A 14358-nucleotide genomic window follows, 5' to 3' on the forward strand; every position below is an offset into this window, starting at 1 on the left:
GCAGTCGTCGGCGGCGTAGTGGGGGCAGTCGTCGGAGGTCTTGCTGGTAAAGAAGTCGGTGAAGCGATAAATCCGACTGAAGAAGCCGCTTACTGGCGTGAAAATTCAGTACATACCCCTTATTATTCAGAAGCACGTAGCACTTATAGTGATCTGGATTATGACCGTGACTATGACATAGCTTATCGTGTGGGTTATGAAAATCGCGGGGCTTATGATGCCAATACCCGTTTTGAAGATGCCGAGTCTGATCTGAAGCTCAAATGGGAACAAATGAAAGGTGAATCACGTCTGACCTGGGAACAGGCAAAATATGCAGTACGTGATGCATGGAACCGCGTGACACGCTAATTCTGCTTGTTTAGCAACGAAATGCTGCAAAATTGACAAGACCTGCTTGGATTCAGTGCTTGTCAATTTTGCACTGAGTTGACCAATAATCGGATTAATAAGTAAAAATCATCTAACTCATAAAGATTTTTTTGTATTTTAGGCTTGTCAAACCGGTTCAGAGCGCGTATTTTAAGTTAAGAACCACATTTTATGAACAGACATAAACATGTTAAAGCAACCTATCATTTCAAACGTTTATTTTTATTTTTGGCAGTTTAGATAATTGCCTGAATGCGTTTGGGCGATGAAAAGGTTGCCCACCAGTTGATACCTGATCGGCAACCCTGATCAGGTTTTTTTATGCATGTAATTTAACAATTTTTTCGGAGACAGCCATGACCAACTTTAACTATTCATACTTTAGCAACTTTTATTGGTCTTATTTTAGCCAGTTAGTAACTCTTTCGATTTCTTCGATCAGACCCATAACGCTCAAATAAAAGTTCGGACTGAGTAGCAGTCCCAGGATGAAAAGTCATGAATACCGCAAATACATTAGTAAAAAATCAAACTGAAACAATTCTAAGCTTACCCCAGCAGCTTAAGCAGCACTTGCCACTGTCTCCTCAATTGACTGCTCAGGTGGCTGAACATCGCCAAGTTATTCAAAATATTCTAACAGGTAAGGATCAGCGCTTGCTGGTGATTACCGGACCCTGTTCCATTCATGACGAAGCTTCTGCACTGGATTATGCAAAAAAATTAAAACAGCTCCAGACTCAAGTTGCCGATCAGATTTTTCTGGTCATGCGGGCCTATATTGAAAAACCACGTACCACCGTTGGCTGGAAGGGCTTTCTCTACGATCCAAATCTGGATGGCTCTTCTGATATGCAGCTTGGCTTGGAAAGATCACGTGCACTTTACTTAAATATCCTTGAGCTGGGTTTGCCGATTGCCTCAGAGGTCTTGAGTCCTATGGCAACGGTATATTTCGATGATCTTTTGGCTTGGGGTGCGATTGGGGCTCGCACCAGTGAATCCCAGATTCATCGTGAAATTTCCAGCTATATGCCTTATAGCATTGGTTTCAAAAATGGTACCGATGGTTCTATTCAGATTGCACTGGATGCCATCCAGTCCGCGTCTAAGCCACATCAGTTCTTAGGCATGAGCCAGTCGGGGCTGCCTTGCATGATTCACTCAGCGGGTAATCCTCAGGCTCATCTTATTCTGCGTGGTTCAAATAATGGACCAAATTACCAGTTGGCCGACATTGAAAAGATCAAGGTCCAGCATGCAGCAGAGTTGCCCGCTTTGGTAATTGATTGCAGTCATGGAAACAGCTCGAAAAATCCATTACTACAGCCGCAAGTGCTGCATACGATTGTGACAGAACGTCTGAAAACCAATGTGCGCGGAGTGATGCTGGAAAGCCATTTAATAGATGGTAACCAGAAAATTTCTACGGAGATGCAATATGGCCAGTCGGTGACTGATGGCTGTCTGGGCTGGGAGAAAACCGAGCAGCTTTTACTGGAAGTGGCTCATACTCTGGCATCGACTTGTTTAAAACGTAGCGCTTAAATTCAGAGAACAGGACTTTCCCGAGGAAAGTCCTTTTTCGTTTAGCGCTTGATCGGCTTTATAAAAACAAGATAAATATGACATCTATCACACCTTTAAAATAATATTTTTATTGTCAGTAAATTGTTTTGTCTCCGGACATAAAGCATTACACAATTCGTAAAAAATCATTGATTCAAATTTTTTATTGATTTATTACCGCAGATTTTCCGCAAAGTATTAAGTATCAAGGCCTGATAAAGCCGTTTGATCAGTAGGATTTAACTGGTAAAAAAACCAAGCTAGCAGACAGACAGACAGTTATTCTCAAGAAGAGCAAAAATCATTGTAAGGGCTAATCTAAGTAAAACTTCTCCTATAAGGTGTCCTGCCATTTATGTACACCCTTAAAATCTCGGCCTATACTTCTAAAAAAACAGGCAGATTGATCTGCCTGTTTGTATTTTTAATATGGAGCCCATTAGGTTGATTTGCGCTGAATGACCAGCTTAAAGTACACAATGCTGCTTAGAGTCAACAAGCTACACAGGATAAAGGCGAACTGGTAACTGTAGGCTGCAATAATGGCGCCAATCAACAGGGAACCAATGGCAATGCCCAGATCATAAAAGGTATAAAAAGTTGAAGTTGCATAGCCAATACGATGTTTAGGTGCACGTTGAATGGCCAGCGTTTGCATACAGGGCTGTACGCTCCCAAAACCTACCCCGACCATCACCGCAGCCAGCATAAACCCCCATAAAGTTTGAATCTGGCTCAGTAGAAACAAGCCCAGACTAAAGGCCACCAGTGCAGGATAAATCACATATTGCGGCCCCTTACGATCATAAACTTTTCCAGTAAGGGGGCGTAAACTCATCATGGAAATTGCAAAAACCACGAAGAATAAGCCGGCATAGGCCATTAAGTTTTTGCTTTCAGCAAAGGGGGCGATAAAGGACATGACACTGGCATAAGAAAATGAAATTAGCATCGCCAGTACGGCAATTGGTAGAACTTTCTTTTCCACCAAATCTGTCAGAGCAATAGACTTTTGATTGGAATGACCAGCGAATTTTTCAGGTTCTTTGACAGGAATCAGAAAACAGAAACCGAAACCGATAAAGACCAGAGCGATCAGCAGGGTACTCACCTCAACATAAGACCAGTATTCAATTAGGCTAAGCCCCAGCAATGGACCAAGCACAATGCCCAGATTGACCGACATGACGAAATAGCCCATACCTTCGCCTTTACGCTGTTCTGGAATAAACTGATTGACTACAGGGATACAAACCGTGGTCAGTATACTGAACCAGATCCCATGTAAAAATCGGATGATGAACAGGAGAGTCAGCTGATCTGCCAGCAGATAAGCCAAAGAAAACAGGCTAAAGAATACTTCTGAAACAATCAGAGTTTTACGCACCCCAAATTTTTCAATAATCAGGCCACTAAAAGGGCGAACTGCAATTGCTGAAACCATAAACAAAGTCATGGCCAGACCTGCTTGGGTCAAGTTGCCACCAAGTTCATTTAAGATATAAATAGGCAAAATTGTCGTTTGCGCAAAATAGAAAATAAATAAAAACAGGTTGTTGGCCAGACAAAGTACAAAGGACTTGGTCCATAACGGCGATGGAGCAGTATTCATGATTTTCCTAAAATGATGTGCTGCGAGATGCGGGGCTTAATATGAAAAAATTATTGTGATAAATAAGCACGACATATCTAGGAGCGAAGCAAGATGTATAGGAACTTTAAGAAAAATACGTGAAAATTACAATAATATTTTAATACGATCCATTAAATTGAATACTCACAGGACTTTTATACCATTGAACTGATATAAAAAAATCAGCCCTTAAGCTGATTTTTTTATGGACCACTATTTTATAAAAAGTGGAATTATAAGCCTGCTTCATATTCTGTATTGGCGAGCAGCTTGCTCACATCATCCATATTGTCCGGTTTGATTTTATAGATCCAGCCTTTGCCATAAGGGTCGTCATTAATAAAATCTGGATCATCTTCAAGATCAGCATTAACTTCAACTACCACGCCCGATACAGGAGCATGAATATCAGAGGCGGTTTTAACCGATTCAACTACGCCGGCCTGCTGACCTGCGGTAAGCTGTGCATTCAGTTCAGGTGCTTCGACATAGACCAAATCACCTAGTGCATCCTGTGCATGGTCGGAAATACCGGTCACAACAAGATCACCTTCAATGCGTACCCATTCATGTGTACTTGCGTACTTTAGTTCTGAAGGATGATTCATTGATAACTCCTTAAAAATCTTAAGATCATTTTCAACATGTTTTATACATTCTTTTTGGTCAAAACAAAAGGCTATGATCCTTTATAAATAAGGATCTTTACGCCAGCTGCTTGGGCTACGACCACTCCAGCGTTTAAATGCCCGGCTAAAATTGGCCACATCGCTATAACCGAGCTCATCGGCAATCTGTTCTAAAGTAAAGTCGGTCCGCGACAGCAGTGAGGTCGCATGCCGGTAGCGTACTTCATCGACCAGGGTTGAAAAAGAAGTGCCTTCAGCCGCCAACTGGCGTTTTAAGGTGCGGTCGGACATATGCAGACGATCTGCCACACTTTCAATACTCAGATAGTGCTGCTCCGAATGTGTCAGAATATCCCGAACCCGCATCGCAATCCGGTGCCGTTCGCCCAGTGCAGACAGTTCTGCTTCACACTGGTTAATGGCGATCTGGCTGGCAATTGGATCGGCGTGGACCAGCTTGTTCATTAAGTAGCTTTTATCAAAGCTTAAAATTAAATGTGGCTGTTCAAAACGGAACTGGTGATTTGGAAATTTCGCCATGAAACGTTCAAAGCCGTCGGGCTTTTTAAAGTCAAAATCAATTTCACCGGAGACATGATCAATGCCCGTAATGGCTTTGGCCATGCTGATCATGCCGATAATCAGCGCAATGGAAATTTCGGTACGCAGGGGTTCCAGCTGAATATCTGTTTGTAACTGTACTGTGGCCTTGCTGCCAAAGGTTGAAAAAAATAGTTGCAGAAAGGGCATACGCAACTGGATAAAACGGTTCGCAAGTACCAGTGCATCCGTAATATCGTGAGCTGTCATGATGGCATAGCCGATAAAGCCATGAATCGAAATCCGCATTTGCGTACCCAGATGATAACCCAGTGTTGGTTCACCAGTCAGTTTCAGGGCATGCTTAACCAGCTCATTGGCCACAGGAGTCGGGATCCGAAAATCAGGATCGGCCAGTTGTTCAGCAGTTAGGCCAAATGGTGTAAATAATGATTCACTGTTATATCCCCAGCGAGAAATCACATCGAGGAGTAAAAGACCGTATACGCCAGGAATACCCTGGTCTTGGCGTGAGGCTATTATTTTCATGCGCGATCCGTTGCACTCATACAAGTTTTTCTACTTATGCCCTGATATTGGCATGAAACAGTCATTTTTTCATTCATATTGTTGGACAAAAGCTGGCTAAATTGTCCTGCTTAAATTAGAGGATGAGCCTGATTATAGCCAAAAATTGATCTAAAAGTTATATAATTCATGTATCTAAGAGAAAAATTTATTCTTTCAGAATGATAAAAACCATTTTATTAAAAGGCAATCATGTCAACAGACCGCTTAATGAATGAAAAAGAGACATCACCACCAATCTTAACCAAAGCCGCAGGCCTGATCTGAAAGATGTACATTCGGATCAGGCTTGGGGTTTGGAGGTAGTATTTCTTTTAAATCAAAGCTATTTGAAAAAAGTTATAGATCGGTCGATGGCGCTTTGTGAGCCTGCTGTTCGATCAGGAAACCGCCTGTTTGTCGCTGCCAGAGATGAGCATAAATACCGTTTAACGCGACCAGCTCCTCATGCGTGCCTTGCTCTGCAATGCGGCCCTGATCCATGACAATCAGGCGATCCATCTGGGCAATGGTCGAGAGGCGATGTGCAATCGCAATCACTGTTTTATCCTGCATCAGGTCATCCAGACTGCTCTGAATTGCCGCTTCTACTTCAGAATCGAGCGCACTTGTCGCTTCATCCAGAATCAGAATAGGGGCATCTTTCAAAAAGACCCGGGCAATTGCAATACGTTGACGCTGGCCACCAGAAAGTTTCACGCCGCGTTCACCCACATAAGCCTCATAACCTTTACGTCCACGTAAGTCGCTCAAGTTCGGAATAAATTCTTCTGCCTTGGCTTTGCGCACAGCATCATACATTTCTTCATCGGTCGCATCCGGACGGCCATACTTGATATTTTCTGCGACTGTACGATGCAATAAAGAGGTGTCTTGGGTTACCAGGGCAATATTTTTACGCAAGCTGTCCTCAGTGACATGATCAATATCCTGACCATCAATCAGGATTCGGCCCTGATCCAGCTGGTAGAAATGTAATAATAATTGAATCAGGGTGGATTTTCCTGCACCTGAACGACCAACGATGCCGATTTTTTCACCCGGACGAATCGTTAGATCAAACTGGTCAATGACCGGTTTTTCATTATAGGCAAAGGTGATATTTTCAAACCTGATTTCTCCTTGCTTGAGCTGTAACTCTTTCGCATCCGGACGGTCTTCAATAGAAATTTTACGTCCCAGCGTACGCATTCCGTCCTGAATGGTGCCGACATTTTCAAACAGAGCAGAGGTTTGCCACATCATAAATTCGGCAATACTGTTCAGTTTCAGTACCATGGCGGTGGTAGCTGCAATAATGCCGAGTTCAGCCTGTCCCTGCATCCAGAGCCAGACCGCCGTCCCCAAGACACCGCCATACAGAATCACGCTCAGAAATAAAATGCTGATTTCATATTGGGCGCCCAGACGCATTTGTTTATAAACAGTCTGCATAAACTCCTGCATGGAGGACTTGGCGTACTGACTTTCGCGTCCGGCATGAGCAAAGAGCTTGACCGTTTGGATATTGGTATAAGCATCGGTGACCCGTCCGGTCATCACTGCACGGGCATCAGCCTGTTGCGAGGAAATTTTACTCAGTTTTGGAATAAAGTAACAGGCAGCACAAATAAACAGCAGTAGCCATAACAACAGGGGCAGAACCAGTAAAGGAGAAATGGCGCCCAGTACAATATTGATCGTAATGAAGTAAATCAGGACATAGGCCAGCATATCACCCAGAATCACCCAGAACTCACGAATCGCCAGAGAAGTTTGCATCACTTTGGCAGATAAGCGTCCGGCAAAATCATTATGGAAAAAATCCAGGCTTTGCTTAAGTAACAGATTATGAAAGCGCCAGCGCAAGCGCATCGGAAAGTTACTGTATAGAATCTGATGCTTGATAAGCGACTGGGCGCTGGCAAATAAAATATTGGCCAGCAGAATAAAGCTTAACCAGATAAGATTACGGGCGTGTTCTTCTAAAAAAGTCTCTGGCTGGCTGCGGCTGAGCCAGTTCACCAGTTCGCCAATCTGGGAATAGAGCACGGCTTCAAAGCTGGCAGCACCTGCGGTACATAGCACCAGAATCAATAAATAACGGCGTACCCCATAGGCCGCCTGCCAGACAAAAGGAAAAAACTGGGTAGGCAAGGGCTGATTCAGATGTTTGGTGGGATAAGGGTCCACCAGCCGTTCAAGCCATCGAAACATTGTCGTACTCTTTTCTCATGCATGCTGCTTTTCAGGAAGTATAAAGGATTCTATTTTTTAAAGTCTGCAATTGGGTGAAATTGCCACACAATGATTAACGAAATCAAACTTTAGATTGCAGGTTGAACGCTTAGATGAGTTGTATCTCTATTGCTGTATTTAAAAGAAATATTTGATGGCATTGGGTAAAGCAGCAGACAATACGCATATAAAAAGCCTGAAATGACGCATCATTTCAGGCTTGCATTTAGGCTTGCGCTATTCAGTGAAACGTTTAGTGAATAATTGGCGAAGGTGGTGGAGTAAAAGCTTCTTTTAGATCATGACCTGAAGGAGCCTGATACACTTTCAGTTCAAACTCGGGAATAATCGCCAAGATATGATCCATGATATCGGATTGGATATTCTCATATTCAGTCCAGGCGGTGGTATTGGTAAAGGCATAAATTTCAAGCGGCAAGCCTTCACTGGTCGGTTGTAACTGACGCACCATTAAAGAAAAATCTTTGGCAATCCCGGGATGCTGCTGTAAATAAAACTCCAGATAGGCACGGAATGTTCCCAGATTGGTCAGACGGCGCTGGTTATATTGTGAATGATGCTGTAACTGTTGGTTGAATTTTTCTATTTCTTCACTTTTACTATTCAAATACTGATCCAGCAGGATAAAATTTTTCAGCTTGGTCTGTTCTTCGGCACTCATGAAATGCACACTGCTTTGGTCAATGTGGATTGAACGCTTGATCCGGCGTGCACCAGCTTCCTGCATACCGCGCCAGTTTTTAAAGGTATCCGTGACCAGCTTGTTGGTGGGAATGGTGGTTATGGTCTTGTCAAAGTTTTGCACTGTCACGGTATGTAATGACATATCAATCACATCACCATCGGCATTCAGTGAAGGCATTTCAATCCAGTCACCAATACGTACCATGTCATACGAGGAAATCTGGACTGAAGCCACCAGCGATAAAATCGTGTTCTGGAAAACCAGCATCAGCACCGCGGCCATTGCACCAAAACCGGCCAGCAGGGTGAATACATCCTTTCTCAGGAAAGTGCCCAGAATCATCAAGCCGCAAACGATAAAAATAATCAGCTTTACCAACTGTAAATAACCTTTAATCGGTTTGTTACGCGATTTCGGATTACGCTGGTAAATCAGGTTGAAAATATTAAGCAGCTCGCCGAGTGCCAGTGCAATGGTCAGGAAAATAAAGGCTTGTGCACCCATTTCGATAAGGGCTTGAGCCTTATCTGATAAATGCGGTACGGTACTGATACCATTCATGATCACGATGGCCGGAACAATATTGGCAATCCGGCGAATCACGCTATGCTGAGCAAAAATCGTGTTATTGGCAAAAGGCATTTTGGAAATGAGTTTACGAATTCCACGAACAACCACTTTTTTAGCAAATAAATTGGTAATAAGGGCAAATAGAATCAGGATGCTTAATGAAGACAGCATTTCCAGCCAGGGATACTGATCTGTCCAATCCTGAATGTTCTGAATAAAATTAAACTGTTCCAACTGATCTTTCTCTTAGACTAAAAAATTTGATAGAGTTTATAGCTTTGAAGCTGACTTTTTAATCCTGGATAACTTTTTAAAACATATCCCTCTAGGTCTTATACTTTTTTTAGCCTCATCGTTTCATTGAATATAAAAAACCGGCAGGTTTGCCGGTTTATATTTCCAGATGTTTTCTGGCGAGGTGGCAGAACAAACTACCACATCAGGTCATCTGGAATGACATAGGCTGCATACGGATCTTCTTCATCAGTAATTTTTTCATTTTTCTCTGAATTGTTAACCAGAATAAAACCTTCCATTTTGGCATTGATACGCTCTGCCAATGCTTTAGGTAAGAAAGCATACTGGGTATTGTCACGTGCAATCACGAGACTGCCAGCCACTAAAGCATTATAAATCTGTTGATTGATATAGACTTTTTTGATTTTGTCATTGTCAATGAACTGGTAGCTGATTTCGCCATCGGTATCGCGGATTTTATGCTGATTGATCATCTGTATGATGGCAGCTTGCAGTTCTTTTTCCTGTAACTGGGCTTTTTTCGCTCGCTCAATGGCCTGATCTTTGGCCAGCTTTTCCTGTTGGTCCTGTGCAATCTTCGCCTTGATTTCAGCTTCACTGCTGTCACCCGTACGTTTTTCATGTACTGCCTGTTTAGACAGTTTTTTTGCTTTTTTATTATCGACCAGGCCAGCTTTTAACAATTGTGCCTGTAATGCATTTTTAACCATGAGAATTTCCAGAAATTAGTCGTGTTGATGCCGATAACGCAAATAGATGATCCAATAACTCAGGCTTAACAGAAAGCTGAGTGCCGTAGGAATCAGGAATGCATTCAATTTTAAATAAGGATAGGTCCAACTGGCAAGGATACCACCAATCAGAAAACCGAGAAAAATCAGCCCATGCAGAATGACGCGGCGAGATTCCACTTCCAGCCTTCGCAGGCGATAGCCCAAAGCCAGACCTAAGTCCGTGAGAACACCGGATAAATGGGTGGTCCTGATAATCGTACCTTTATAATGGCTGACCATGGCATTTTGCAGACCCATCGCGACACAGGCCCAAAGCAAGGCATACCGTGGAAAATAGGGCAGTAATAACCAGCACAGAAAAATAAAAAAAGCCACCAGACTGAGAGGGTAGCCATACAGGCGTCCCAGGCGAAAGTGGCTGTTTCCAAGAATCAGGCCACTATACATAGAACCCATTACATAACACAGGATGATCAATACCAGATACAGTATCATTTCTGGCTGCCATTCTAGTAAAGCCATAGTCAGCATACTGACATTACCGGTCATATGGGAAACAGACTGATTCAATACAGTCAGCAGTCCCAGCACGTTAATCATACCTGCATTCAGGGCAAGTAAAAACGCACCCAACTGTACCCACACGGGCAAACGCTGTAACGGCATAACAACATCATTAACAAAAAAATATTGATTAATCAATATAAAATCAATTTAAAGCGCGGTCTACTGCTACCGTAAATAAAACATCGGTAGAGGAGTTTAAGGCAGTTTCAGTAGAGTCTTGCAAGACACTAATCACCATACCAATCGCAACCACCTGCATGGCAATATCCGAAGAAATTCCAAACAGGCCACATGCTACTGGAATGAGCAACAGGGAGCCACCGGCTACACCTGAAGCCCCACATGCAGATACCGCCGCAACAACAGACAGAATCAGCATGGTGCTAAAGTCTACGCTGATGCCCAGCGTATGAACTGCGGCTAAAGTAAGTACTGTAATGGTGACTGAAGCACCGCCCATATTGATGGTCGCACCTAGGGGAATTGCTACACTAGAGGTTGACTCACTCACTCCTAAACGCTTGGCCAGATCCAGATTGACAGGGATATTCGCTGCGGAACTGCGGGTAAAGAAGGCGGTAATGCCACTTTCCCGTAAGCAGGTAAAGACCAGAGGATAAGGATTACGGCGTGTGACCAGCGCCACCATTAAGGGGTTAATCACCAGAGCAACAAAAAGCATGGTGCCCAGAAGAACCGTGAGCAATTGGGCGTAGTTGGACAAGGTTTCAAGACCTGCTTCAGCAAAGGTCACTGCCACCAGACCAAAAATACCGACAGGCGCAAAGCTAATCACCAGACGAATCACATGATTCACGGCAGAAGCAGTGTCATTCAGCAAGGTTTTGCTGCTGTCCGAAGCATGGCGAAATGCCATTCCCAAAGCCACTGCCCAAGCCAGAATGCCAATAAAATTGGCTTCCGAAATTGCCACTATCGGGTTTGCCACAAAGCTCAGCACTAAATTCTGCAAAATTTCACCCAGGCTCCCCGGCGGTTGCAAGTCAGCCTGGGCTGCAATGTCCAGAAATAACGTGCTTGGAAACAGCATACTCGCCACAACGGCACTGAGTGCAGCCAAGAACATGCCGGCACCATACATCAGCATGATAGGACGAATCGCGACATTGGTCTGACCAACTTTAAAATTCGCGATTGAAGCTAAGACCAGAACGAATACCAGAATCGGCGCAACAGATTTTAGTGCTTTAATAAACAGATCACCCAACAGACGGAGTGACGGCGCAGCTTCGGGAAAAACCACAGCGACGGCTACACCTAAAATAATGGCGATAATGATTCGAGAGACTAAACTTATACGCGAAAGGGCAGAAAACATAAGGTTGCCTTGTGAAAATTACGAGGGCGAAATTTAAAAAAAATTGGCACTATTTTATACTTAAATTTCAAAGGGATTGAAAATATTTTCAGATAAAAAATAAACCCTTGATATGAAATGGAAATTATAGTTAAAACCTTTTTTAAAATAATCGATTCTGTCCGTAAAATATCTATTTTGGGGCTTATTTTACCTGGAATTCCAGATTTTCATTTATCAAATAAATAGCAATTAAATATTAATCACCTAAAATTATGATTGAATGCAAGATAAAATAACTCATGGTTGAAAGTCCATTTTAACCATGAGTTTGAGCAGGATTGGACTTAAAGATTATCCTCCTGAGGCGCTTCAAAAATTTCTGGGGCCAAGTCCTGAATAGCTTGAAAATGGGTCAAATAGATCTGACCACTTAAATAGGTCAACAGTTTGGAGGTATGTAAACGATCCATCACCGGGCCTTTGACTTCAGCAAAATGCAGGCGAATATTGAGCTTGGCCAATTCAGCATTCAGCTCTTCAAGCATTTCTAGTGCACTCAGATCAATCGCACTGATACTGGAGCAGTTCAGAATAACATGCTGCAACTGATCATTATGGCTCAGCTGATTAATCAGATACCCTTTAAAACTGTTGGCATTTAAAAAGGTCAGGTTTTCATCAATCCTTAAGGATAAGACACGTTCAGAAGTCCGGGTTTGATGGCGCTGAATATTACGAAAATGCTGCGTACCTTCTACCAGTCCCAGCACGGCAATATGCGGCCGGCTGATTCTCCATAACATCAGGGCAAAAGTCGACACAATACCAATCAGCAGGCCTGCACTAATATCAATCAGCACCACGCTGAAGAAGGTAATCCACATCGCAATCCCGTCGGCTTTGGAATAACGCCACGCATCTACAAAGGGCTGAAAATCAACCAGCTTCCAGATGGAAACGATAATCGTAGCAGCCAGAATGGTCAGCGGCAAATCTTCAAAAAAACTGGTAAAGAACAGGCTGACAATAATCAGGGACAATGAAGACAGCACGCCTGCCATAGGACTTTTGGCACCCGCATCGGCATTTACCACAGTACGTGACAAACTGCCAGTTACAGGAAATGCCGAACTGATTCCGGCACTGATATTGGCCACCCCAAGTGCAATCAGTTCCTGATTGCTATTTAAATTACTGCGTTGCTGTAAGGCTGTGGCTTGGGCAATGGAAAGTGATTCGACAAAGCTGATCATGGCAATCATGGCGGCACCCGGTAACAGGCTGATCACCAGATCCCAGTTCCAGTGTGGAAAAGACAACGGTGGAAAACCAGATGGAATTTCTCCGACCGTCTGAATACCTTGAAGTTTAAGATCCAGAAAAACCACAGCAGTAATCCCGAGACAGACCAAGATCAAAGGTACGGCGCGCACGAGAAAGTCAGTTGACCCGATCAGGCTCTGAATGCGTTGCGATTTTAAAATTTTGGGAAGATAAATCAGTATCAGCAGGGCACAAATGCCGAAAATCAGGCTGGGCAGATGCAGACGCGGCAGATATTCCCATAAGCTTAGCGCCAGTTCCGGAATATTATTGGCTTTTAAGGGTAAATCCACCAAAAACTTGAACTGGCCCAAGGCTATCAGTAAAGCGGAAGCTATAATAAAACTGTGAATGACCGGATGACTGATCAGCTGAATTAAGAAGCCAAACCTGAGTAGACCCAAAAGTAGGGAAATGATACCGACCAGCAGAGCCAGCAATGTGGCTGCTTCAATATACGCCGCTGAACCGACCTCAAACAGGGGATTCAAGGTGGCAAAAGTCATCATTGAAATGATGGCGACGGGACCAATAGACAAAGTAGAACTGCCACCGAGCAAGGCATAAATGACCATCGGCAGAATACTGGCATATAAACCCATCATGGGTGGTAATCCTGCCAGCATTGCATAGGCCATCCCTTGCGGAACCAGCATGGCCACCACAATAAATGCAGCCAGTGCATCAGACTTAAATTTGATTGAATTATATTGGCTTAACCAAGCCCAAGCAGGGATTTTATGCAGCAGTTTGGACTTGGAATTGGGCATATCAAGGTCTAAATCACAAATATAGATATATTATGCACAAATTCTGCTAAGAAGTCTTAAAAATAAAATGCAGCTGATAAATTTTACGCAGCATGAGTAAAAAAGCTTAGATGAAACCTGATCGTCTAAAACTGTTCGATTAAACCTCCATTTAAAATGGTTTCATCTATAACTTAATGTATTTTATGAATTTAAATTAGAGTCCATTCTTTAACCCAAGAGTTCCTGGGGGCAATAAAGCCGGTATAAGGTATTCAGCATTTCCACCAAGTGAGGATCTTTAATAGAATAATAAATCTGTTTACCATCGCGGCGTGTACTGACCATATCGTTCCTGCGTAGCATCATGAGCTGCTGGGAAAGGGTGGGTTGTCTAATCTCGGTCATTTCTTCAATTTGAGAGACGTTCATTTCTGATTGAGAAAGATGACATAAGATAAGCAGACGGTCCATATTAGCCAGAGACTTTAAAATAGCGACGACCTGTTGTGCTGAATCCCGCATGATGTCAATTTCGAGATCGGTTTTCATTCAGAATGTCCATTTATAAAATTACAGCGT

12 protein-coding genes are annotated in these 14358 nt (G+C 43.2%); 2 read left to right on the forward strand and 10 right to left on the reverse strand.

The genetic code is table 11. The annotated features are described in order from the left end of the window. Together E2K52_RS02250 and E2K52_RS02255 are read left to right on the forward strand one after the other, a co-directional pair. Nucleotides 1–351: hypothetical protein (locus E2K52_RS02250; RefSeq protein ID WP_151203379.1), on the forward strand; the 351-nt coding region annotated here is incomplete at its 5' end. Between the two features lie 519 nt (nucleotides 352–870). Next, the gene (locus E2K52_RS02255; RefSeq protein WP_151203380.1) at nucleotides 871–1920 is read left to right on the forward strand and encodes a 3-deoxy-7-phosphoheptulonate synthase; all 1050 of its coding nucleotides are present in this window, start codon (nucleotides 871–873) and stop codon (nucleotides 1918–1920) included. Between the two features lie 460 nt (nucleotides 1921–2380). Here the strand turns inward: E2K52_RS02255 and E2K52_RS02260 are convergent, their stop codons facing one another. The 10 genes from E2K52_RS02260 to E2K52_RS02305 form a co-directional block, all read right to left on the reverse strand. Next, complete coding sequence (locus E2K52_RS02260) at nucleotides 2381–3553, reverse strand: MFS transporter (protein ID WP_151203381.1); 1173 nt, start codon at nucleotides 3551–3553, stop codon at nucleotides 2381–2383. Between the two features lie 254 nt (nucleotides 3554–3807). Then, complete coding sequence (gene gcvH, locus E2K52_RS02265; protein ID WP_151203382.1) at nucleotides 3808–4182, reverse strand: glycine cleavage system protein GcvH; 375 nt, start codon at nucleotides 4180–4182, stop codon at nucleotides 3808–3810. Nucleotides 4183–4263: 81 nt separating this feature from the next. After that, nucleotides 4264–5292, reverse strand: a complete 1029-nt coding sequence (locus E2K52_RS02270) for an AraC family transcriptional regulator (RefSeq protein ID WP_151203383.1) — start codon at nucleotides 5290–5292, stop codon at nucleotides 4264–4266. A 378-nt stretch (nucleotides 5293–5670) separates the two neighbouring features. Beyond that, nucleotides 5671–7527 (reverse strand): ABC transporter ATP-binding protein, encoded by a 1857-nt coding sequence (locus tag E2K52_RS02275; RefSeq protein ID WP_151203384.1) that lies wholly within the window; start codon nucleotides 7525–7527, stop codon nucleotides 5671–5673. Between the two features lie 274 nt (nucleotides 7528–7801). Further along, nucleotides 7802–9058, reverse strand: a complete 1257-nt coding sequence (locus E2K52_RS02280) for a mechanosensitive ion channel family protein (protein ID WP_151203385.1) — start codon at nucleotides 9056–9058, stop codon at nucleotides 7802–7804. A 197-nt stretch (nucleotides 9059–9255) separates the two neighbouring features. After that, nucleotides 9256–9792, reverse strand: a complete 537-nt coding sequence (locus E2K52_RS02285; protein WP_151203386.1) for a DUF2058 domain-containing protein — start codon at nucleotides 9790–9792, stop codon at nucleotides 9256–9258. A 15-nt stretch (nucleotides 9793–9807) separates the two neighbouring features. Next, a complete protein-coding gene (locus tag E2K52_RS02290; protein ID WP_151203387.1) occupies nucleotides 9808–10482 on the reverse strand; it encodes a YoaK family protein in 675 nt (224 codons plus the stop codon). Nucleotides 10483–10525: 43 nt separating this feature from the next. After that, nucleotides 10526–11722: a serine/threonine transporter SstT gene (sstT, locus tag E2K52_RS02295; protein WP_151203388.1), complete on the reverse strand. Its 1197-nt coding sequence runs from the start codon at nucleotides 11720–11722 to the stop codon at nucleotides 10526–10528. Nucleotides 11723–12048: 326 nt separating this feature from the next. After that, complete coding sequence (locus E2K52_RS02300; RefSeq protein ID WP_151203389.1) at nucleotides 12049–13797, reverse strand: SulP family inorganic anion transporter; 1749 nt, start codon at nucleotides 13795–13797, stop codon at nucleotides 12049–12051. A 210-nt stretch (nucleotides 13798–14007) separates the two neighbouring features. Then, the gene (locus tag E2K52_RS02305) at nucleotides 14008–14328 is read right to left on the reverse strand and encodes an ArsR/SmtB family transcription factor (RefSeq protein ID WP_151203390.1); all 321 of its coding nucleotides are present in this window, start codon (nucleotides 14326–14328) and stop codon (nucleotides 14008–14010) included. Between the last annotated feature and the right edge of the window lie 30 nt (nucleotides 14329–14358).

It is taken from the genome of Acinetobacter sp. RF14B, from assembly GCF_006864105.1.
Taxonomy (GTDB): domain Bacteria; phylum Pseudomonadota; class Gammaproteobacteria; order Pseudomonadales; family Moraxellaceae; genus Acinetobacter; species Acinetobacter lwoffii_C.